Consider the following 19,956-nt stretch of genomic DNA (forward strand, 5'->3'; position numbering starts at 1 on the left):
ACCCAAATATCTTCATTGTCGACCCAAGGCTATTACGGGCGAGGCTTCTGCTGCCAGAAGACGATTATTCTTATATGCGTAACCCGATTCTACACAGCGTAAATCAGTTGTCCATCCTTCTTATGAAATCCCCCTTTTCGCAGCCTGTGCAAGCGGTTTGTTGCACAGAAAAATCCCCGCCAGGATCAGCCCGCCGCCCAGGCACATCACCAGGGTCAATTGCTCGCCCAGTAACAACGCGCCAAAAAGAACGGCGGTCAGCGGGTTCAAGGCGATGAACACACCTGAACGTGTTGCACCGATTTTGCGAATACCGTCGTAATAACCAATATAAGCCAATGCCGAACCCAGCACGCCCAGGTACATCAGGCTCAACCATTGTTGCGTGCCGAGTTCGGCCAGCGCCGCGACACTCAGCTCGCCGCGCACGGCACTGGTCACCCAGAGCATCAGCGTGCCCAGCAGAATCGAGTACGTCACCGTCTGCACCGGGCCTAGCGTCTGATTCAGGCCTTTGGAGAACAGCGAATAAATGCCCCAGCCGAGCACGCAGCCGAAGATCAATAGATCGCCGATCCAGGCATCCGTACCACCTGCCAGCAATTGCGGATTGCGGCTGACGATCACCAGACTGGCGCCGGCAATGCAGATCGCAATACCCGCCACTTTCGCCCCGCTCAGTCGCTCCTTGAACAACAGCCACGACGCCAGGCCGATCACCGCCGGGTTCAATGCCACGATCAACGACGCCCGCGATGCGTTGATGTAATGCAGCCCGTAAAAGAAGCACAGGTTATAGAAGAAGATCCCGAAAAAACCCAGCAGCGTCAGTTGCAGCCATTGCCGAGGGCTGGGGCGCACTAAAGGCACGCGCGCCAACAACAGAAACAGCAGCAACGCCACGCTCGCCAGCAAGAACCGCAGGCTCGCGGCCAATAACGGACTGAGGCTATCAGCCAGAAACCGCCCGGCGACGAACGTCCCGCCCCAGATCATGGTGACCGCTGCCAGTTTCAGATAAACCGGTACATTCGAGGAATTCGCCAGGGTCTGTTCACACGTAGTCATAAGTCTCCACCATCAGAAATCGGGCACATTTCAGTTAAGCCATCCCAGCCCCGACGCACTCCTTGTAGCAGCTGGCGAAGCCTGCGTTCGGCTGCGCAGCAGTCGTAAAATCAGGCAACCTTTTTTTCAGGAGGACTGTGTACGCCAGATTTGCGAGGACTTCGTCCTCGAACGCAGCCTCGCGGGCTCGGCAGCTGCTACAGATTGCGACTGGTATCGGGCACATGGCGTATCATTCGACTAATGCCAGATCATCGTAAAATGAGTAAACACTCATGACCCTTACTCAACTCGAGATTTTCTCGCTGGTGGCAGAACTGCGCGGCTTCACGGCGGCAGCCCATCGTTTGGAGATTTCCCAATCCGCGGTGTCCCACGCGCTCAAATCACTGGAACAGGAATTGGGCGTTGAACTGCTGCGCCGGCATCAGTCCCAGGTCGAGCTGAGTGACATCGGCCAGCAGCTATTACTGCGCGCGCGGGCGATGCTCGGGCTGGCCAACACGTTGCGCCAGGAAGCGGCGGATGCTCGCGGAATGAAGCGCGGCACCCTGCGCATTGGCTCGTTCGGCCCGACTTCATCGATCAAACTGCTGCCGAACATCCTGCAGCATTACCGCGCCGCACACCCGGGCATAGAGGTTCACATCGACGAAGGTCCGGATCGTCAGGTAATCCAGTGGCTGGAAGAACGGCGTATCGATATCGGCTTCGTGGTGTTGCCCCTGGAGCGTTTCGACACTTTTAGGCTGATCGAAGACCAGATGGTCGCGCTGCTACCTGCCGACCATGCGCTGGCCGGTCGCGACAGTTTGAGCTTGAGCGATTTGTGCCACGACCCTTTTGTGCTGACCGAAGCCGGCTCTTCGGAACTGGTCTCGCGCCTGTTTAATGCGGCGCGGTTGACGCCGAACATTCGCTATCGCTGCTCGCAGTTGCTCAGCACGCTGGACACCGTAGGCCGTGGCGATGCCCTGACCGTTGTCGCCGAAGGCTCATTGCCTGACGACAACGACAACCGCTACGTGAAAAAACCGCTGTCGCCGCCGGTCAGCCGCCAGGTCGGGCTGGCGGTGCTCGATCAGCGTCAGTCATCACCTGCGACGCTGGCCTTTATCAAACTGGCCTCTAGCCTGAATGAACGTTGAGCGGCATAAGCGCCGTCGGCCAACTATCATGGCTGAACTCTTCTGGGAGGCGTGTCGTCCTGCCAGCCTTTGAGAGCCCTCTTTTATCGCGATGGATTTGCGAATGCCACTGAACGTCAAAAGCCGCCGTAAACGTGGCACCCGGATCGCTGTGACTGTTTTGAGCGGATTGCTTCCGGTGTTGCTGGGAGTCGCCATTCTCTATCTGCAGGCTGAACGTACCCTCAAGCAAAGTACCGAACTGACTGGCGAAGAAGCCGTTCGCCAATTCGAGCTGATGCTCGACAACACCGCCCAAGCAGCTCAAGAGCTACTGCCGCTGGCCGGCCAGAATTGCAACGACGTCAAACTGGCCCTGCGTGAACAAGTCACCCGCCGGCCGTTCGTGCGCTCGACCAATCTTGTATGGAACACCAATCTCTATTGCAGTTCGTTGTTCGGTGAATATCAGGAAAAGATCAATCCCGGCGATTACACCCAAGGCAAGCTATGGCTCATGAACGGCAATCCGGTCACGCCCAATACCGCGTTGTTGGTGTATCGGCTGAGCGAAGGAAACCAGGGCGCATTGACCACACTGGACGGTTATCACCTGAGTAACGTGCTGCGCCTGATCGGTCGCAAAACATTATTGTTGCTGCAAGTCGGCCCCCACTGGTTGTCGGCCGACGGCAAGGTCCACGACGATGCCCTGCCCGCCTTGCCCGTGGCGCAAAATACGCTGGCGTCCTCGCGTTATGCCTTTTCCGTGGCCGTCGGTTTCCCCGAAGGAGAAACCTGGCGTTACATGCGCAGTGAGTACCCGCCGCTGTTCAGTCTGTTGATGTTCTTCGGTGTGGTATCGGGCTCGATCGGACATATCCTGCAGAAGCGTTCGACGTCGCCCAGCCGTGAAATGCAGCGTGCGCTGGAGGCCGCAGAGTTCATTCCGTATTTCCAGCCTGTGGTGCATGGCGACAATAAGCAGTGGTCCGGCGCCGAGGTATTGATGCGTTGGCAACATCCCAAGGAAGGCCTGGTGCGCCCTGATCTGTTCATCCCGTTTGCCGAACATTCCGGGTTGATCGTGCCGATGACTCGCTCCTTGATGCGACAGACCTCCGCACTGCTGGCCCCCTTGTCGGCGTCGTTCGACGGGCCATTTCACATTGGCATCAACATCACCGCCAGTCACTGCCGGGATCTGGAACTGGTCGAAGACTGCCGTGAATTCCTCAGCGCTTTCGCCCCGGGCAGCATCAACCTGGTACTGGAACTGACCGAACGCGAACTCATCGAGCCGACAGCCATCACCCAGCAATTGTTCGAACAGCTTCACGGGTTGGGCGTGATGATCGCGATCGATGACTTCGGCACCGGCCACTCAAGCCTGGGTTATTTGCGTCAATTCAATGTGGACTTTCTGAAGATCGACCAGAGCTTTGTCGCCATGATCGGTGTCGACGCCCTCTCCCGGCACATTCTGGACAGCATCATCGAGCTCTCGGCCAAACTCGATCTGGGTATCGTCGCCGAAGGCGTGGAAACTGCGGAACAAAGTGACTATCTGACCGCCCACGGCGTGAACTTTCTGCAAGGTTATCTATTTGCTCGGCCGATGCCCGGGGCAGAATTCATTAGAGCATTAAGTGATCATTAACTAACCACTTTAAGCACCGAGATCATGATGATACGCACCAAATTGAATCAAAAGACTACTCTTGTTACATGAAGAAAAAGTCAGGATTTACTCTTGGCCAATTAACTACTACAATTTTTCATACCTGTGCAGAACTGGCAGGTGCGCCATTATCACCGAGTCGCTTCAAGGCTCTTGGCTTATAGCTTTGTTTGCGGTTGGTATCAGCCAAACACACTATTGGAGTAAAGATATTGTCCAGACTCGCTGAATTCCGTGCAGCTGAAAAGGCCCTTCAAGAACAGCTCAAGCAGTTGGAATCGCTGAAGAACGATGCCGGGCTCAAGAAAGAAATCGAATTCGAAGAAAAGCTCCAGGGGCTGATGAAAACCTACGGCAAGAGCTTGCGCGACATCATCGCCATCCTCGATCCGAACCCGGCGAAAGCCGGCCTGCAGCAGGCAGCAGCGCCTAAAACCCGCCGCGCTCGCGTGGTCAAGGTCTATCAGAATCCGCACACCGGTGAACTGATTGAAACCAAGGGCGGCAACCACCGCGGCCTGAAAGCCTGGAAGGAACAATACGGTGCCGCCACCGTTGATTCCTGGCTGCGAGGCTAAGCACTCGCGATCATAAAAAAAGCCCTGCCAATGCAGGGCTTTTTCATGGATAGCGTCTAAATGCAACGATAGTCGCCGATCAATTCGTTACATATCGTCCAACTTTATGCTTAATTCCTTTGGCTATCTAAAAAATGCCGAACACGCTGAAATCTACTGATACGCAAACCTCAAACTAAAGTTTCAAGCTGTTTCGAGCAGCCGCTATCTCGTCCTGACTTGCCTTATAAACCTCTGCCTGCCCCGCATAGGAAAGAACATAGGCCTTATCGGTGTCTACCGCAGCGACCAATGTTTGAGACAGCACATGTCGACCATTCTGCGTAATCGTGCAGGTAGTTTCCAGCGCCGATAGCCGGCTCAAGGTAGTCGGGTGAATTTTAGTGCAAACGCTCTGATACCCACTCTGAAAAAAGTCCTTTTGCACCGACTTGCGCATTTCCAGCAGCACGCCTTCCAGATTCACCTGGTGACCACTTTCTACCTGAGTCATGGTCAACTCCATCACCATCACCGGTGTACCCTCCTGATCGTTTTTTACCGCGCGTTGCCGGGAAACCTGCGGTTTGGCCTCGTCTTGCGGAACGACCTCGACGGTCCATCCGTTTGGCCAGGTCATGACCGGAGACTCTGCAAAAGCGGGGGTAACACCTGAAAGCAGACACACCAGGACGAACATCGATTGACAGAATCGGGTCATTGCAATGAACACTCACGAATTGAGCCGTGAAGTCTGAGCGTCACCCAGCTATCAGGCAAGCCTGCTGTTTTGGTTTGGCGATGCCGGAGCCCTTGCGTATCATTGCGACCCTAGCCCCACTTATTTTCCGGAGGGCCCATGAGCCTGCACGAACTCAATACATTTCCCGGTGTGACCGCCCAACCCGACACCGCCACCCAGAAGTTCGTCTTCAACCACACCATGCTGCGGGTCAAGGACATCACCCAGTCGCTGGATTTCTACACCCGCGTCCTGGGCTTCTCGCTGGTGGAAAAGCGTGATTTTCCGGAAGCCGAGTTCAGCCTGTATTTCCTGGCGCTGGTCGATAAAAACCAGATCCCGGCCGATGCCGCGGCGCGCACCGAGTGGATGAAATCGATCCCCGGCATTCTCGAACTGACCCACAATCACGGCACCGAGAACGACGCGGATTTCGCCTATCACAATGGCAACACCGACCCACGCGGCTTCGGCCATATCTGCGTTTCGGTGCCGGACATTCGCGTGGCGTGCGAGCGCTTCGAAGCGCTGGGCTGCGATTTCCAGAAACGCCTGAACGACGGTCGCATGAAAAGCCTGGCGTTCATCAAGGACCCGGATGGTTACTGGGTCGAGATCATTCAGCCTGCACCGATGTAAGCCCCACCGCAGAACTGATCGTTCCCACGCTCTGCGTGGGAACGATCAGACACAAAAAACCCCATGATCGCTCATGGGGTTTTGTGTTTTCAGCGTCGGCGTTTATGCAGGCGCCGAGGTGCGGATCAAGTGATCGAATGCGCTCAGGGAAGCCTTGGCGCCCTCGCCCACCGCAATCACGATCTGCTTGTACGGCACGGTGGTCACGTCACCGGCCGCGAATACGCCGGGCATCGACGTTTCACCACGGGCATCGACAATGATCTCGCCGCGCGGCGACAGCTCGATGGTGCCTTTGAGCCAATCGGTGTTAGGCAACAGACCGATCTGCACAAAGATCCCTTCCAGCTCGACAGTGCGCAACTCGTCCGACTGACGATCCTTGTAGCGCAGACCGTTGACCTTTTGACCGTCGCCGGTCACTTCAGTGGTTTGCGCACTGGTGATCACGGTGACGTTCGGCAGGCTGTGCAACTTGCGTTGCAACACCGCGTCGGCGCGCAGTTGGACGTCGAACTCCAGCAGGGTCACGTGGGACACGATACCGGCCAAGTCGATGGCCGCTTCGACGCCGGAGTTACCGCCACCAATCACCGCCACACGCTTGCCTTTAAACAGCGGACCGTCACAGTGCGGGCAGTACGCCACGCCCTTGTTGCGGTATTGCTGCTCACCGGGAACGTTCATTTCACGCCACCGGGCACCGGTCGCTAAAATCACGGTTTTGGCTTTCAAGGAGGCGCCGCTGGCGAAATGGATTTCGTGCAGTTCGCCATTTTTGCCCGGCACCAGCTTGTCGGCGCGTTGCAGATTCATGATGTCCACGTCGTACTGCTTGACGTGTTCTTCCAGCGCCACGGCCAGTTTCGGCCCTTCAGTTTCCTGCACCGAGATGAAGTTCTCGATGGCCATGGTGTCGAGCACCTGACCACCAAAACGCTCAGCCGCCACACCGGTGCGAATGCCTTTACGAGCAGCGTAGATCGCCGCCGAAGCACCGGCCGGGCCACCGCCGACGACCAGTACGTCAAAGGCTTCTTTGGCGCTGATTTTCTCGGCCTGACGCTCGATGCCACTGGTGTCGATCTTGGCGAGGATCTCTTCCAGGCCCATGCGGCCCTGGCCGAAGTTCACACCGTTCAGGTAGATGCTTGGGACAGCCATGATCTGGCGCTCGTCGACTTCAGCCTGAAACAGCGCGCCGTCGATAGCGACGTGACGGATGTTCGGGTTCAGTACAGCCATCAGGTTCAAGGCCTGGACCACGTCCGGGCAGTTCTGGCAGGACAGTGAGAAGTAAGTCTCGAAGTTGAACTCGCCTTTGAGCGAGCGGATCTGTTCGATCACTTCGATACTGGCCTTCGAGGGGTGGCCACCGACTTGCAGCAGGGCCAGCACCAGCGAAGTGAATTCGTGGCCCATCGGGATACCGGCAAAACGCAGGCTGATATCGGCCCCTGGGCGGTTGATCGAGAACGATGGTTTACGCGCATCGTTACCGTTGTCAAACAAAGTAATCTGGGTGGAAAGACTGGCAACGTCTTTGAGTAATGCGAGCATTTCCTGGGATTTCGCACCGTCGTCGAGGGAGGCAACGATCTCGATCGGCTGGGTGACCCGTTCCAGGTACGATTTCAACTGGGCTTTAAGATTGGCGTCCAACATACGGGCGATTTCCATGTATTTGATAAAAAAAAGTCGAAAAAAAACGCCCGCGCGAATTTCGCCCGGGCGTTTTTAAGGGCGGTGCAGCTTACTTAGGAGGTGCGGAGTTCCGCCCTGATGAAGCGCGTCACAGACTTAGATCTTGCCGACCAGGTCCAGGGACGGAGCCAGAGTGGCCTCGCCTTCTTTCCACTTGGCTGGGCAAACCTGGCCTGGGTGAGCAGCAACGTACTGAGCAGCCTTGATTTTGCGCAGCAGCTCGGAAGCGTCACGACCTACACCGCCGTCGTTCAGTTCAACGATTTTGATCTGGCCTTCAGGGTTGATCACGAAGGTGCCACGGTCAGCCAGACCAGCTTCTTCGATCAGCACGTCGAAGTTGCGGGAGATAGCATGAGTCGGGTCACCGATCATGGTGTACTGGATTTTGCCAATGGCTGGCGAAGTGTTGTGCCAGGCAGCGTGGGCAAAGTGGGTATCGGTGGAAACGCTGTAGATCTCGACGCCCAGTTTCTGGAACTCGGCGTAGTTGTCAGCCAGGTCTTCCAGTTCGGTCGGGCAGACGAAGGTGAAGTCGGCTGGGTAGAAGAACACGACAGACCACTTGCCTTTCAGGTCAGCGTCCGACACTTTTACGAAGTCGCCATTTTTAAAGGCGTCAGCTTTGAACGGTTTAACTTGGCTGTTGATGATAGGCATCGATGACTCTCCGTCAGGGGTTAAGAAGTTGATGAGGTGAATCCTACCCAGTCGATCGCCGGTTGACTCATTGGCAAACCTGATGCTGCTGATTGGTTTTCGCTATTAGCCGACAGTATTAATAGAAGAAAACGTGATCTACGGCGCCAACGGCTTTTCAGCGATGCGGGTAATCCCGAGAAATGGGCTGGCTTCAACATAGCGCATGGCCGACTTCATATCCTTCCAGCCCACGTAATTCATCAACGACTTCAAATCCCAACCGCTCTGATGAGCCCAGGTGGCAAAGCCACGACGCAAGGAGTGACTGGTGTAGTGCTCGGCCGGAATACCGGCGCGCTCCAGGGCCTGGCGCAACAACGGGATCACGCTATTGGCGTGCAAGCCCTCCTCGCTCAAGTGGCCCCAGCGGTCGATACCCCGGAACACCGGCCCGCGGACCAACGCTGCTTCAGTGATCCATTGGATATAGGCCTGCACTGGACACAAGCGCTGCAAGGCCGGCGTCTGGTAGGTCTGGCCGAGGTTCTCGCGGTCGCTCTTGCTGCGAGGCAGGTAGAGGGTGATGCCTGAGCCGGCGCTGGCCCGCACATGTTCGATCTGCACGCGGCACAACTCATCACTACGGAAACCACGCCAGAAGCCCAGCAAGATCAGGGCTGTGTCACGCCGGGCCCGCAGCAAACCCGGCTGATCGCCCTGCGCCTTGGCGGTTTGCGCTTCCTGCTCCAGCCAGGCCACCACTTGCTCCAGATGCTGAAGCTGCAACGGCTCGGCCTGTTTCTCCTGCGCCGGGTGCAGCGCGCGAATGCCCTTGAACACTTTGCGCACCACGGGTGCCTTGGTGGGATCGGCGAACCCCTGACTGTTGTGCCATTGCGCCAACGCGGACAAGCGCAACTTCAAGGTATTGATCGACAGCACACCTGCGTGAGCCACGAGATAGCGCGCCACGCTATCGCCGGTCGCCGGCAGGAACCCGCCCCAACTGACTTCGAAATGCTCGATGGCCGCGCGATAGCTGCGACGGGTGTTGTCGCGCGTGGCGGCTTGCAGGTAGCGATCCAGCTCAGTCATGGGCTCACTTCTCGAAAACGTACGGCGCTGGCGGGCGAAACCCGGATTACAGCGCATCACACGGGGTAATACCAGTATATCCCGCATGATGAATCACAGAATTTAAACTTTATTCATATCATGGTACATTGCTCATATTAGTGGTACGTACCACAGTATCAAATCGTAGGAGAACACATGGCACGTGGCGGCGTAAACAAGGCACTGGTGCAGGCGGCACGCTCGGCAATCCTCGCCCGGGGCGAGCACCCGAGCATCGATGCGGTGCGGATCGAGATGGGCAATACCGGTTCAAAAACCACAATCCATCGCTATATGAAGGAGCTCGATGACGGCACCGAGCCCGCGCAAGCGCCTTCCGAACCTATCGATGATGAGCTGACAAACCTGGTATCGCGTCTGGCGCAACGCCTGAAAGAACAGGCGCAAGAACCCATCGATCAGGCACGCGCACAGTTCGAGCAACAACGAAAAGAGCTGGAAACCCAACTGCATGAGGCCCGCGAGGCCAATACCGAATTGCACCAGCAATACGAAATTCAAAGCCTGGCGCTGACCCAGGAGTCGGCGGAACTGCAAGACACCCGCTCCACGCTGCAAAGTGAGCAAACCCGCAACGCCGGACTGAACCAGGCGCTGGCGGATTTCGAATTACGCTTGCAGGACAAGGACGAGCAGATCCGCTCGCTGGAAGAAAAGCACCTGCACGCCCGCGAGGCACTGGAACACTACCGCAACGCCGTCAAAGACCAGCGCGAGCAGGAACAGCGCCGTCACGAAGGTCAGGTGCAGCAGATTCAGATGGAGTTGCGTCAAGCGCAGCAAAGCGCACTGGTACGCCAGGATGAAATCACCCAACTGCATCGCGACAACGAGCGTTTACTGACGGAAAACCGCGGAACGCTGCGCGAGTTGAGCCTGTCGCAAGAGCAACTCAAGCACACCAACAGCCGACAAGATCAGCTGCTGGAACAGGTCAACCGTATCGACAGCGAACGCACCCTCCTCCAGGAACGCTTGCGCATTGCCATGCTGGAAAACCAGTCACTCAAGCAGAACATCGACGAACAGTCGCACATCAACAAAACGCTGGAAGTTGAACTGATCAAGTTGCAAGCAAGCCTGGATGAAAGCACGCGCCTGGCCGCTGTCGTTGCGACAGGGCCAGACGCATCAGCCTCGCGTAAGGACGATTAACCCGCGACTGGTGTACGCATGGTGACGAACTCTTCGGCGGCCGTAGGATGCACGCCGATGGTTTCGTCGAAATCACGCTTGGTCGCGCCCGCCTTCAGCGCAATCGCCAACCCCTGAACAATCTCGCCGGCATCCGGGCCAACCATGTGGCAGCCCAAGACCTTATCAGTCTTCGCGTCCACTACCAGCTTCATCAAGGTGCGTTCCTGGCACTCGGTCAGCGTCAGCTTCATCGGCCGGAAACGGCTTTCGAAAATCACCACATCGTGCCCGGCCTCTCGCGCCTCTTCTTCGGTCAGGCCGACAGTGCCGATGTTCGGCAAGCTGAAGACGGCGGTCGGGATCATCTTGTAATCCACCGGGCGATATTGCTCGGGCTTGAACAAACGCCGCGCCACGGCCATGCCTTCGGCCAACGCGACCGGCGTCAATTGCACGCGACCAATCACATCGCCCAGGGCCAGGATCGATGGCTCTGCGGTTTGATATTGCTCGTCGACCTCGACAAAACCTTTCTTGTCGAGTTTGACACCGGTGTTTTCCACCCCCAGGTTATCGAGCATCGGACGTCGACCGGTGGCGTAGAACACGCAGTCTGCCTCGAGCTTACGACCGTCCTTGAGCGTGGCTGTCAGGCTGCCATCGGCTTGTTTGTCGATGCGCTCGATGTCGGCATTGAATTGCAGGTCCATGCCGCGCTTGGTCAACTCTTCCTGCAAATGCTTGCGCACCGCACCATCGAAGCCACGCAGGAACAGATCACCGCGATACAGCAGCGTGGTCTCGGCACCCAGCCCGTGGAAAATCCCGGCAAACTCCACCGCAATGTAACCACCACCCACCACCAGAACGCGCTTTGGCAGCTCTTTAAGGAAAAACGCCTGGTTAGAACTGATCGCGTGCTCGTGCCCCGGAATCTCCGGGATCTGCGGCCAGCCACCGGTAGCGATCAGGATGTTTTTGGCGGTGTAGCGTTTGCCATCGAACTCGACAGTATGCGGATCGACGATTTTCGCGTGGCCTTCATGCAAGGCCACACCGCTGTTGACCAGCAGATTGCGATAGATGCCGTTCAGGCGATTGATCTCGCGATCCTTGTTGGCGATCAGCGTCGCCCAGTCGAACTTCGCCTCACCCGGGGCCCAGCCGAAGCCTTGCGACTGCTCGAAGTCGTCGGCGAAGTGCGCGCCGTAGACCAATAATTTTTTCGGCACGCAGCCGACGTTCACACACGTACCGCCCAGATAGCGGCTCTCGGCCACGGCGACTTTCGCGCCAAAACCCGCCGCAAACCGCGCAGCCCGCACACCGCCGGAACCGGCGCCAATCACATATAAGTCAAAATCGTAGGCCATTTCTATCTCCTTGGCAGGTCACCAGCATACCTGCGGGCGGCTGTTGAGCAAGCATTGCGCTGAAATGCTCGGGCCGTGCGATGCGCGGCCCAACCTTCATTTTTGATCAATGCCCCTTTGCAGATTGCGTTTTCGGTGTCCGCAGAGTTCGCCAAGCAATCAAAATAGCCATGAGTGCCAAGCCGAACGTCACCCACGAAACCAAACTGATTCCACCTTCGAATGCCCTTCCCGCCTGCATCATCAATTCTCTTGCTTGATCACCCGACAAGTCTGCCGCCACATGATGGGCACCAGATAGCGTCTCACTCGCCAGCATCATCTGCACTTCGCTCAAAAACCCCGGAAGCTGCAATGCACCGCGATAGTAGGCAGTGACGAGACCGCCGATTACTGTCGTCCCCAAAACTACGCCCACTTCATAGGCTGTTTCGCTAATGGCGGACGCAGCGCCCGCCTTTGCCGGTGGTGCGGCTGACAAAATCACATCATTGGAGACCGTCGCGATCGCGCCCACGCCAATGTTCAGCAAGGCAAAAGACACCACTAGAACGGTCAGGCTACTGCCCATGCTGGCGACCAGCAAAAACGCCGCTCCAGCAAACGCCATCAAAATCGGTATCAGCACATGCACCTGTAATCGCTGTGCAACAGGCACGACCGCCATCCCCACTACAATTGCCATGATCTGACCCGGCACCAACGCGAGACTAGCACTCAAGGGCGACATCTGAAGAACGATCTGCAGGAACTGAGTGGTAAAGAATACGAAGCCGACGAGAAACGCGAGACTCATCAAATTGATCGCGACAGAGCCGCTAAAGGTGCCACTGCGGAACAGACTCAGGTCCATCAGCGGCACTGGCAGTCGTAACTGTCGACGCACAAACATCCAGCCTGCAACTGCGCCTACTGCAAATGTTGTCAGCGCCATCCAGTCGATACCATTACTGGCGCTGTGTTTAATGCCATAAACAATGGCACCAAGGGCTACCATCGATTGCAGGATGCTTATTGGATCCAACGGCCCTGAAGCATCTCGCTCGGATTCGGGCAACAACAGTGGTCCCAATAACAGCAGTGGCACCAATACGGGCACCGCCAACAGGAAAATCGATCCCCAACTGAAGAATTCCAGCAACACCCCGCCCACCAAAGGACCGAGTGCCGAGCCGACCGTCAACGTCGTTGCCCAGATCGCGACTGCTAGCCTGCGTTCTTCTCGGTCCTCGAACACCGAACGTATCAACGCCAACGTTGAGGGCATCAGCATTGCACCGAAAACGCCCATACAAGCTCGCCCGGCAATCAGTTGCGTGGCAGTATCGGAATACGCGGTTAGCACCGACACAATGGCAAAACCCAAAGACCCGGCCAGCAACAACTTACGATGACCGATTCGATCTCCCAGACTGCCCATCGACACCAGCAATCCCGCCAAGACCAGCGAATAAGCATCGATCATCCACAACTGCTGGCTAGCGCTCGGACGCAGGGCCTCGGCAATTTTTGGTAGCGCGAATCCAAGCACCGTATTATCAACTGTCACCAGCAACACAGGCAGCATCAGCACGCTTAGGCCTAACCAACGTTTTGATCTCGCTCCGCGGTGTGTCGCCTCACTTATTAATGCCATGGGTAAAACTCCCTACTGCACACAAAAAAAATTCACGGGACATTTTTCAATGCTGCCGTGAATGTATTTGAAATTCGCTGTAGGTCGTTTCTGAACTCGTCGTAATCCTGATCTGTACGATCAATCTCACCGACTCGATGACATTTAAATGTTGATCGGAGGAAAAGCCTTTTTTGCCTGTCGCCCGCACAAAAGCAAACGCCCCGAACAAGTCGGGGCGTTTGCTTGGGCCTTCACCAGTGTGTTTTCACACCGCCTGAAGGTGGGGGCTTTTCAGTACAAGCAGCTCAGGCGCTATCAGTAAGCCTTGCCAGTCTTGTAGAAGTTCTCGAAGCAGAAGTTGGTCGCGTCGATGTAGCCTTCGGCGCCACCGCAGTCGAAACGCTTGCCTTTGAACTTGTAGGCCATGACGCAGCCGTTTTGTGCCTGCTTCATCAGGGCGTCGGTGATCTGGATTTCGCCGCCCTTGCCTGGCTCGGTTTGTTCGATCAGGTCGAAGATGTCCGGGGTCAGGATGTAACGGCCGATGATCGCCAGGTTCGACGGTGCATCTTCAGGCTTTGGTTTTTCAACCATGCTGTGAACGCGGTAGATGTCGTCGCGGATCATCTCACCGGCAATCACGCCGTACTTGTGAGTTTCTTGCGGATCGACTTCCTGAATGGCAACGATCGAGCAGCGGAACTGCTTGTACAGCTTGACCATCTGGGTCAATACGCCGTCGCCTTCCAGGTTTACGCACAAGTCATCCGCCAGTACCACGGCGAACGGTTCGTCGCCGATCAGCGGACGGCCAGTCAGAATCGCGTGGCCCAAGCCTTTCATTTCGGTCTGGCGAGTGTAGGAGAAGGAGCAGTTGTCGAGCAGCTTGCGGATACCGACCAGGTATTTCTCTTTGTCGGTGCCCTTGATCTGGTTTTCCAGCTCGTAGCTGATGTCGAAGTGGTCTTCCAGGGCGCGTTTGCCGCGACCGGTGACGATGGAGATTTCGGTCAACCCGGCGTCCAGTGCTTCTTCTACGCCGTACTGGATCAGTGGCTTGTTTACCACCGGCAGCATTTCTTTGGGCATGGCTTTAGTCGCTGGCAGGAAGCGAGTACCGTAACCGGCTGCTGGGAACAAGCATTTCTTGATCATATAAGTCCTTGAAAGGGCTGTGTGTTCGAGTTTCGGCGCAGTCTAATCAGGCGGCGAGCACCTTACAATGCCCCGCACTGGCTAACCGATGCCATCATAGAGAAATAAACCGGCGAATAGTTCAATCGCCTTCCGGTTCGACGGAACGAGCGGTCCCACTCTACGCCCATGAGCGCCGTTTGCGTGCATTTGACGTATCATGGCCGCCTTGATCCCGCCAACGAGGCAGTTATATGTCGGCAGCACAAAACGCAAACGGTTATTCGGTCAGCCAGGACGAGGACGGTCAGTGGTGGATAGTCAATTACCACGGCGAACAGGTCGCCGGCCCATTGCCCAACAAGGCGATGGCGGTGGAAGTGGCTGCGGTGTTCCAGGACGACCGTTCTGCCCCGGCCGCACCCCGTGAAGCAGCGCCAGCTCGGAGCCCCCGCCGCAAGAAATGACCAGGACCGGCCCCGGCAAATGCCGTTCGAGCATTGAACGGGGACTCGGTGATGGGTTTATCTGTACCGAAATAGCCATTCGCTATACCCTCGCGCCAGCCCTTCCCTTCCCGATGACTGATTCATGAAAACGATACTGGCGCTGTTTGCAGTTCTGGCCTTGACGGGCTGTGCCTCGGCTGAAAAAACCTACCTGGACAATGGTGAACAGGGGCTGACCATCGATTGCTCCGGTGAGGCCAATTCCTGGGCCACCTGCTACGAAAAAGCCGATGCCTCTTGCGCCGGCACCGGCTATCGGATTGTCGGTACCGACGGCACACCGTCGCCCCAGGAAAGCGACAAGACCCTGGGCGCGGACATCGGCAACTACAAGAACCGCAGTGTGGTAGTGGTCTGCAAGTAGGGCCCCCCAATGCCGGTAAGTCAAGACACTTGAGATACGCAAATCCTGTGGGAGCGAGGCTTGCCCGCGAAGAACGATGACGCGTAATACCTGAAAAACCGCGGTGCATTCTTCGCGGGCAAGCCACGCTCCCACAGATTCTGTGTCTTAACTTACCGGCATTAGAGCTCTCCCTGCCCTACATATGAATTTCGGCAAATTTGATCCCGAGCCCGCGCACGGTCTCGATCAAATCGTCGAGGCGACTGAAGGACTCGACTTCATCGTTGTCATCCACCAGGAAAAAACTGCGCCCGGCGCTTTTCTTGAAAAATACGATCCATTCCCCCGGATTTGCCGGGTTCTGAATCACGTGGGTGGCAGAGATATGACCCTCTGCGTGGCGCTCCCGCACCTGCTCTCGCTTCATGCTTAACTCCAGAAATGACAATGCCGTCAAAGCGCGACTTTGACGGCATCGATGCTGACTGGGGGTAGTTTATCAGCCGGATATGCACGCGGTGGCGGCATTGCGCACATCCCATGGGCGCAAAGGCACATTGGAGATGCGTTCATGCAGCTTGATGCTGCTGCCGCCGGAGCGGTCTTCAATTTCAAATACCGCTGCCGGCCCCGACGAGAACTTCTGCGGCACGATAACCCGCACGCCTTCCTTGTGCGGCTCGACTTGCAGGGCTCCACGGCTTTCGGCCAGTTTTTCGACCAGGCATTGCGCGTACTCATGGGGTTTCTTGCCTGAAATCACGCTCATAGTGGGCAGCGACTCATTGATGTCCGAGACACTCGCACATCCACCCACTGCCAATGCCAACGGCATGACCAGAACACCCCACTTCATACAAAACCTCCGATAAAGACCTTCCGACAGCTCAAACGCTGGTTTTCTCCGAGGCTCACTGCTTTTATCGCTCATAGAATTCCGTATAACTGTTTTTAATTGTCAAAGCGCACCTCGAGAGCCGGATAATAACCTGTTCGGGCTGATAAACTGCGTCAATCGCCCATGCTATCGTTTTGATTTTGTAGAAAAAGCCCTTCTGGAGGCGCCTCATGAAATTTATCCACCAGCGCGAGCACCTCAACGAGGACGACATCGTCGTCATTCAGTGCTCCCAAATGTGCAACATCCGCTTGATGAACGACGCCAACTTCCGCAGTTTCAAGAATGGCGGCCGTCATACTTACCACGGCGGCGCATTCGACACGTTCCCGGCCCGCATCACTGCGCCGAGCACCGGTTTCTGGAACATCACCATCGACATGGTCACCCGCCGTCCGATCAGCGTGACTCGCAAACCGAGCCTGACGCACTCGATCAAAATCATCCGCCGCTCCAGCTCGAAACTGAGCTGAGCCCACACCAAAACAGGCAGGTATGACCGTGGCCCAGACGACCAAGTACGTCATCAAATACAAACTCAACGGCGAGCGCCGCTTCGAATTCGCCCAGCTTGAAAACGGCACCGAAGAAGAAGCCAAAGCTGCACTGGACGTTATTCATGGCCAGACTGAAGATGTCATCAGCGAGATCAGCGTGAGCAAAGCGCTGTAAAGCGATCTGGAGCGACAACATGGACGTCTGCTCCCCTTTCGAATTCGACCGCAAGCGCCGGAGTGTCCACTCCCGCAACGCTCACTAAACTGGCCGCCTCGACCTTTTGGTCAAGGAGTCAGAACCCTTGTTTACCGACCCGATTCACAACGACGCCCTCGACTGGGGCGCGCTTGTGCAGCAACTCGATCAGGATGGCTGCGCAGTCATCAGGTCGTTTTTAAGCCCTGAGACCTGCGATGAAATAAGCGCCCTGTACGACCGGCCCGGGCCCTTTCGCTCGAAAGTGGTGATGGCTCGCCACGGTTTTGGCCGTGGTGAATACAAGTACTTCAAGTACCCGCTGCCGGATCCGGTGGCCCGGTTGCGTAGTGCGCTCTACCCTCGACTGGTTCCGATCGCCAATCGCTGGTACGAATCGATGGACCTGCCGACCCGTTTCCCCGAATCGCACGAAGCGTTTCTGCAACGCTGTCATGCCGCCGGTCAGGAACGCCCGACACCTTTGTTGCTGCAATACGGCCCGCAGGACTACAACTGTTTGCATCAGGATCTGTACGGCGAACACGTCTTCCCGCTGCAAGTGGCGATTCTTCTGTCAGAACCGGGAGAAGATTTCACCGGCGGTGAATTTGTGCTGACCGAACAACGCCCACGGATGCAGTCACGCCCGCAAGTCATCGGTCTGAAGAAAGGCGACGCGTTGATTTTTGCCGTGAATCAGCGCCCGGTAAAAGGTGTTCGCGGCTATTACCGAGTGACCATGCGTCACGGGGTGAGTCGCCTGCACAGTGGAAAACGGCATACCCTTGGAATCATCTTTCACGATGCGCTATGACCCCATGAGCCCGATCACCCTCGATTTGTTTGGCGACGCCGAACCCAAGCAACAGCCCAAGCGCGAGCAGATCGGCGAACAATCCTACGTTCTCAGAGGCTTTGCCCTGCCGTGGCTCGACCGGTTGCTGCCGGCGCTGGAGGCGGTTCTGGCTGCAGCCCCTTTTCGGCAGATGGTCACGCCCGGCGGCTTTACCATGTCGGTGGCACTGAGCAGTTGCGGCACCTGGGGCTGGACGACTGACCGCAGCGGTTACAAGTACACCCGTAATGATCCGCAGACTGGCGACCCATGGCCCGAAATGCCTGAGGTGTTTTTCGAGCTGGCCCAAGCGGCAGCGCGAGAGGCAGGGTTTATGGATTTCGTGCCGGATTCCTGCCTGATCAACCGCTATATTCCCGGTGCCAGGATGTCGTTGCATCAGGACAAAGACGAAGGTTCCTACGCGGCGCCCATTGTGTCGGTGTCCTTGGGGTTGCCGGCGACGTTTCTGTTCGGTGGCTTCGAACGCAGCGCCAAAAGCCAGCGGGTGCCGCTGTTGCACGGCGATATTGTGGTCTGGGGCGGCGTCGACCGTTTGCGTTATCACGGCGTATTGCCGATCAAGGAGGGTTATCACCCTCAGTTGGGCGAACAGCGGATCAACTTCACCTTTCGTACCGCAGGATGAAACCGTTGAATTCAACCGCAAGACCCGGAGTGTGGCGTCTCTGCCGGCTGGTTAATCTACATGAAACGGGTCAACGGACATGAAGCCATGACAACTCATTCGAAAAATATCGCCACCGAAAACGATCCTCGCTGGGCCGCCGTGGTCGCACGCGATCCCCGCGCCGACGGGCAGTTTGTGTATGCGGTGAAAACCACCGGCATCTACTGCCGCCCCAGCAGCCTGGCGCGCTTGCCGAAGCCGCAGAATGTCGAGTTCTTCGACACCGCCGAGCAAGCTCAGGCGGCGGGTTATCGCCCCAGCAAGCGAGCCGCGAAGGATCAAAGCGACGTCGCGGCACAGCACGCCACGACGGTGGCCGCTGCATGCCGCCACATCGAATCCGCCGAGACGTTACCGGCATTGAATGAACTGGCGGACGCTGCCGGCCTGAGCAGTTTCCATTTCCATCGCGTGTTCAAGGCCATCACCGGCCTGACGCCCAAGGGCTACGCCACAGCCCATCGTTCACGCAAGGTTCGCGAGCGCCTGGCGGACGGCGGCACGGTCACCGATGCGCTGTATGACGCCGGATTCAACTCCAACAGCCGATTCTATGAGGCCGCGGATCAAGTGCTGGGCATGAAGCCCGGCGATTATCGTGCGGCCGGACAGAACAACGACATTCGTTTTGCTGTCGGCCAGTGTTCCCTCGGGGCGATTCTGGTGGCGCAAAGTGATCGCGGCGTCTGCGCGATTCTGCTGGGGGACGACCCGCATCAATTGGTCTGTGATCTGCAGGACAAGTTTCGGCGCGCCAACCTGATTGGCGCCGATCATGAGTTCGAGCAGTTGATCGCTAAAGTGGTGGGTTTTATCGAAGCACCGGCGCTCGGCCTCGACTTGCCGCTGGACGTACGCGGCACGGCGTTTCAGGAACGGGTGTGGCAAGCGTTGCGGGAGATTCCCGCCGGCAGCACCGCCAGTTATGCCGATATCGCCCAGCGCATCGGCGCACCGAAAGCCGTGCGTGCCGTGGCCCAGGCCTGTGGCGCGAACAGCCTGGCAGTGGCAATCCCTTGCCATCGCGTGGTGCGCAGCGATGGCAACCTGTCGGGCTATCGCTGGGGCGTGGAACGCAAACGTCAGTTGCTTGAACGCGAAAACGCGGCCGAGTCCTGAATGCCAATGTAGACCGCCACGGTCTCCGGGCCGGTGTAGACCTCGAAGTCCGTGGCGAACTTGCGGCGAACCTGCGGGTTATCCTCGAAGTAAGCCCAGACCAGACCCCACGTCTGAATGACGCTGTCGGGCATGGACCCTTTGGCGCTGAACACCAGGTAATCGCCGCCCTCAACCTGAATCTGCGCAAAGTCCTCGGAGGACGCGGTAACCGCCGCACCCGCGGTCACATCGAAGTGGCCCGAAGCATCGGACTCACAGTCCGTGAGGCGAGCAACACCGACACCATGAGGGAATCACTCA

22 protein-coding genes and 1 pseudogene are annotated in these 19,956 nt (G+C 57.2%); 12 read left to right on the top strand and 11 right to left on the bottom strand.

Going from position 1 to position 19,956, the window contains the following annotated elements; genetic code table 11:
* Positions 1-120 precede the first annotated feature (120 nt).
* Positions 121-1,068, bottom strand: a complete 948-nt coding sequence (locus tag KGB18_RS11960; protein WP_223569965.1) for a DMT family transporter — start codon at positions 1,066-1,068, stop codon at positions 121-123.
* 275 nt (positions 1,069-1,343) lie between these two features.
* On the opposite strand from KGB18_RS11960, the gene KGB18_RS11965 reads away from it, so the two are divergent.
* From KGB18_RS11965 to KGB18_RS11975, 3 genes are all read left to right on the top strand, one after another.
* Positions 1,344-2,216 (top strand): LysR family transcriptional regulator, encoded by an 873-nt coding sequence (locus KGB18_RS11965; RefSeq protein WP_123722638.1) that lies wholly within the window; start codon positions 1,344-1,346, stop codon positions 2,214-2,216.
* Between the two features lie 103 nt (positions 2,217-2,319).
* Positions 2,320-3,855 carry an EAL domain-containing protein gene (locus tag KGB18_RS11970; protein WP_123722637.1) on the top strand — a complete coding sequence of 512 codons (1,536 nt, stop codon included), beginning with the start codon at positions 2,320-2,322 and terminating at the stop codon, positions 3,853-3,855.
* A gap of 233 nt (positions 3,856-4,088) precedes the next feature.
* On the top strand, positions 4,089-4,454 hold the full coding sequence (locus tag KGB18_RS11975; protein WP_123722636.1) for a histone-like nucleoid-structuring protein, MvaT/MvaU family: 366 nt from the start codon (positions 4,089-4,091) through the stop codon (positions 4,452-4,454).
* A 175-nt stretch (positions 4,455-4,629) separates the two neighbouring features.
* On the opposite strand, the gene KGB18_RS11980 is transcribed toward KGB18_RS11975, so the two are convergent.
* Positions 4,630-5,154, bottom strand: coding sequence for a DUF4946 domain-containing protein (locus KGB18_RS11980; RefSeq protein ID WP_223569966.1), 525 nt, complete (start codon positions 5,152-5,154; stop codon positions 4,630-4,632).
* Positions 5,155-5,292: 138 nt separating this feature from the next.
* Between KGB18_RS11980 and gloA the strand changes: the two genes are divergently transcribed.
* The gene (gene gloA / locus KGB18_RS11985) at positions 5,293-5,814 is read left to right on the top strand and encodes a lactoylglutathione lyase (RefSeq protein ID WP_123722634.1); all 522 of its coding nucleotides are present in this window, start codon (positions 5,293-5,295) and stop codon (positions 5,812-5,814) included.
* A 102-nt stretch (positions 5,815-5,916) separates the two neighbouring features.
* On the opposite strand, the gene ahpF is transcribed toward gloA, so the two are convergent.
* The 3 genes from ahpF to KGB18_RS12000 form a co-directional block, all read right to left on the bottom strand.
* The gene (ahpF, locus tag KGB18_RS11990; protein WP_123722633.1) at positions 5,917-7,479 is read right to left on the bottom strand and encodes an alkyl hydroperoxide reductase subunit F; all 1,563 of its coding nucleotides are present in this window, start codon (positions 7,477-7,479) and stop codon (positions 5,917-5,919) included.
* A 135-nt stretch (positions 7,480-7,614) separates the two neighbouring features.
* A complete protein-coding gene (ahpC, locus tag KGB18_RS11995; RefSeq protein ID WP_038983195.1) occupies positions 7,615-8,178 on the bottom strand; it encodes an alkyl hydroperoxide reductase subunit C in 564 nt (187 codons plus the stop codon).
* Between the two features lie 138 nt (positions 8,179-8,316).
* Positions 8,317-9,255 (bottom strand): site-specific integrase, encoded by a 939-nt coding sequence (locus tag KGB18_RS12000; RefSeq protein ID WP_223569967.1) that lies wholly within the window; start codon positions 9,253-9,255, stop codon positions 8,317-8,319.
* Between the two features lie 177 nt (positions 9,256-9,432).
* Here KGB18_RS12000 and KGB18_RS12005 point away from each other — a divergent pair, with 177 nt between their 5' ends.
* The gene (locus KGB18_RS12005; protein ID WP_123722631.1) at positions 9,433-10,452 is read left to right on the top strand and encodes a DNA-binding protein; all 1,020 of its coding nucleotides are present in this window, start codon (positions 9,433-9,435) and stop codon (positions 10,450-10,452) included.
* On the opposite strand, the gene gorA is transcribed toward KGB18_RS12005, so the two are convergent.
* The 3 genes from gorA to galU all read right to left on the bottom strand — a co-directional run bounded on the left by gorA (position 10,449) and on the right by galU (position 14,580).
* Positions 10,449-11,807, bottom strand: coding sequence for a glutathione-disulfide reductase (gene gorA, locus KGB18_RS12010; RefSeq protein WP_223569968.1), 1,359 nt, complete (start codon positions 11,805-11,807; stop codon positions 10,449-10,451). The genes KGB18_RS12005 and gorA overlap by 4 nt on opposite strands.
* 106 nt (positions 11,808-11,913) lie before the next feature.
* Complete coding sequence (locus KGB18_RS12015; RefSeq protein WP_223569969.1) at positions 11,914-13,443, bottom strand: MFS transporter; 1,530 nt, start codon at positions 13,441-13,443, stop codon at positions 11,914-11,916.
* Positions 13,444-13,740: 297 nt separating this feature from the next.
* Positions 13,741-14,580: a UTP--glucose-1-phosphate uridylyltransferase GalU gene (gene galU / locus KGB18_RS12020; RefSeq protein WP_010460715.1), complete on the bottom strand. Its 840-nt coding sequence runs from the start codon at positions 14,578-14,580 to the stop codon at positions 13,741-13,743.
* Between the two features lie 233 nt (positions 14,581-14,813).
* Between galU and KGB18_RS12025 the strand changes: the two genes are divergently transcribed.
* The gene (locus KGB18_RS12025; protein ID WP_123722629.1) at positions 14,814-15,026 is read left to right on the top strand and encodes a hypothetical protein; all 213 of its coding nucleotides are present in this window, start codon (positions 14,814-14,816) and stop codon (positions 15,024-15,026) included.
* Between the two features lie 124 nt (positions 15,027-15,150).
* The gene (locus tag KGB18_RS12030) at positions 15,151-15,432 is read left to right on the top strand and encodes a hypothetical protein (RefSeq protein WP_123722628.1); all 282 of its coding nucleotides are present in this window, start codon (positions 15,151-15,153) and stop codon (positions 15,430-15,432) included.
* A gap of 178 nt (positions 15,433-15,610) precedes the next feature.
* Here the strand turns inward: KGB18_RS12030 and KGB18_RS12035 are convergent, their stop codons facing one another.
* Both KGB18_RS12035 and KGB18_RS12040 read right to left on the bottom strand, forming a co-directional pair.
* Positions 15,611-15,841 carry a hypothetical protein gene (locus KGB18_RS12035; protein ID WP_007935641.1) on the bottom strand — a complete coding sequence of 77 codons (231 nt, stop codon included), beginning with the start codon at positions 15,839-15,841 and terminating at the stop codon, positions 15,611-15,613.
* Between the two features lie 72 nt (positions 15,842-15,913).
* Positions 15,914-16,270 (bottom strand): hypothetical protein, encoded by a 357-nt coding sequence (locus KGB18_RS12040; protein ID WP_052964646.1) that lies wholly within the window; start codon positions 16,268-16,270, stop codon positions 15,914-15,916.
* 212 nt (positions 16,271-16,482) lie between these two features.
* Here KGB18_RS12040 and KGB18_RS12045 point away from each other — a divergent pair, with 212 nt between their 5' ends.
* The 5 genes from KGB18_RS12045 to ada all read left to right on the top strand — a co-directional run bounded on the left by KGB18_RS12045 (position 16,483) and on the right by ada (position 19,653).
* Complete coding sequence (locus KGB18_RS12045) at positions 16,483-16,785, top strand: DUF1883 domain-containing protein (protein WP_038983189.1); 303 nt, start codon at positions 16,483-16,485, stop codon at positions 16,783-16,785.
* Between the two features lie 28 nt (positions 16,786-16,813).
* Positions 16,814-16,984 carry a hypothetical protein gene (locus tag KGB18_RS12050; protein WP_162232616.1) on the top strand — a complete coding sequence of 57 codons (171 nt, stop codon included), beginning with the start codon at positions 16,814-16,816 and terminating at the stop codon, positions 16,982-16,984.
* 127 nt (positions 16,985-17,111) lie between these two features.
* A complete protein-coding gene (locus KGB18_RS12055; protein ID WP_217855924.1) occupies positions 17,112-17,822 on the top strand; it encodes a 2OG-Fe(II) oxygenase in 711 nt (236 codons plus the stop codon).
* Positions 17,812-18,492, top strand: a complete 681-nt coding sequence (alkB, locus tag KGB18_RS12060) for a DNA oxidative demethylase AlkB (protein WP_123722626.1) — start codon at positions 17,812-17,814, stop codon at positions 18,490-18,492. Before KGB18_RS12055 ends, alkB begins: the two co-directional genes overlap by 11 nt.
* 87 nt (positions 18,493-18,579) lie before the next feature.
* The gene (gene ada, locus KGB18_RS12065; protein WP_123722909.1) at positions 18,580-19,653 is read left to right on the top strand and encodes a bifunctional DNA-binding transcriptional regulator/O6-methylguanine-DNA methyltransferase Ada; all 1,074 of its coding nucleotides are present in this window, start codon (positions 18,580-18,582) and stop codon (positions 19,651-19,653) included.
* Here ada and KGB18_RS12070 read toward each other — a convergent pair.
* A pseudogene (locus KGB18_RS12070) lies at positions 19,617-19,910 on the bottom strand (GyrI-like domain-containing protein); the annotation flags it as partial. The gene ada and the pseudogene KGB18_RS12070 overlap by 37 nt on opposite strands.
* Positions 19,911-19,956 lie beyond the last annotated feature (46 nt).

It is taken from the genome of Pseudomonas sp. BF-R-26 (genome assembly GCF_019947395.1).
In the GTDB taxonomy this organism is placed as follows: domain Bacteria; phylum Pseudomonadota; class Gammaproteobacteria; order Pseudomonadales; family Pseudomonadaceae; genus Aquipseudomonas; species Aquipseudomonas farris.

Bases quoted from the DNA above. Each gene is read 5' to 3' on its own strand.
- KGB18_RS12045 (WP_038983189.1), top strand. From the start codon at position 16,483: ATGAAATTTATCCACCAGCGCGAGCACCTCAACGAGGACGACATCGTC.
- ahpF (WP_123722633.1), bottom strand. From the start codon at position 7,479: ATGTTGGACGCCAATCTTAAAGCCCAGTTGAAATCGTACCTGGAACGG.
- KGB18_RS12025 (WP_123722629.1), top strand. From the start codon at position 14,814: ATGTCGGCAGCACAAAACGCAAACGGTTATTCGGTCAGCCAGGACGAG.
- gloA (WP_123722634.1), top strand. From the start codon at position 5,293: ATGAGCCTGCACGAACTCAATACATTTCCCGGTGTGACCGCCCAACCC.
- KGB18_RS12040 (WP_052964646.1), bottom strand. From the start codon at position 16,270: ATGAAGTGGGGTGTTCTGGTCATGCCGTTGGCATTGGCAGTGGGTGGA.
- KGB18_RS12015 (WP_223569969.1), bottom strand. From the start codon at position 13,443: ATGGCATTAATAAGTGAGGCGACACACCGCGGAGCGAGATCAAAACGT.
- KGB18_RS12005 (WP_123722631.1), top strand. From the start codon at position 9,433: ATGGCACGTGGCGGCGTAAACAAGGCACTGGTGCAGGCGGCACGCTCG.
- galU (WP_010460715.1), bottom strand. From the start codon at position 14,580: ATGATCAAGAAATGCTTGTTCCCAGCAGCCGGTTACGGTACTCGCTTC.
- gorA (WP_223569968.1), bottom strand. From the start codon at position 11,807: ATGGCCTACGATTTTGACTTATATGTGATTGGCGCCGGTTCCGGCGGT.
- KGB18_RS11980 (WP_223569966.1), bottom strand. From the start codon at position 5,154: ATGACCCGATTCTGTCAATCGATGTTCGTCCTGGTGTGTCTGCTTTCA.
- alkB (WP_123722626.1), top strand. From the start codon at position 17,812: ATGCGCTATGACCCCATGAGCCCGATCACCCTCGATTTGTTTGGCGAC.
- KGB18_RS11960 (WP_223569965.1), bottom strand. From the start codon at position 1,068: ATGACTACGTGTGAACAGACCCTGGCGAATTCCTCGAATGTACCGGTT.
- KGB18_RS11970 (WP_123722637.1), top strand. From the start codon at position 2,320: ATGCCACTGAACGTCAAAAGCCGCCGTAAACGTGGCACCCGGATCGCT.
- KGB18_RS12035 (WP_007935641.1), bottom strand. From the start codon at position 15,841: ATGAAGCGAGAGCAGGTGCGGGAGCGCCACGCAGAGGGTCATATCTCT.
- ahpC (WP_038983195.1), bottom strand. From the start codon at position 8,178: ATGCCTATCATCAACAGCCAAGTTAAACCGTTCAAAGCTGACGCCTTT.
- KGB18_RS12030 (WP_123722628.1), top strand. From the start codon at position 15,151: ATGAAAACGATACTGGCGCTGTTTGCAGTTCTGGCCTTGACGGGCTGT.
- KGB18_RS11965 (WP_123722638.1), top strand. From the start codon at position 1,344: ATGACCCTTACTCAACTCGAGATTTTCTCGCTGGTGGCAGAACTGCGC.
- ada (WP_123722909.1), top strand. From the start codon at position 18,580: ATGACAACTCATTCGAAAAATATCGCCACCGAAAACGATCCTCGCTGG.
- KGB18_RS12000 (WP_223569967.1), bottom strand. From the start codon at position 9,255: ATGACTGAGCTGGATCGCTACCTGCAAGCCGCCACGCGCGACAACACC.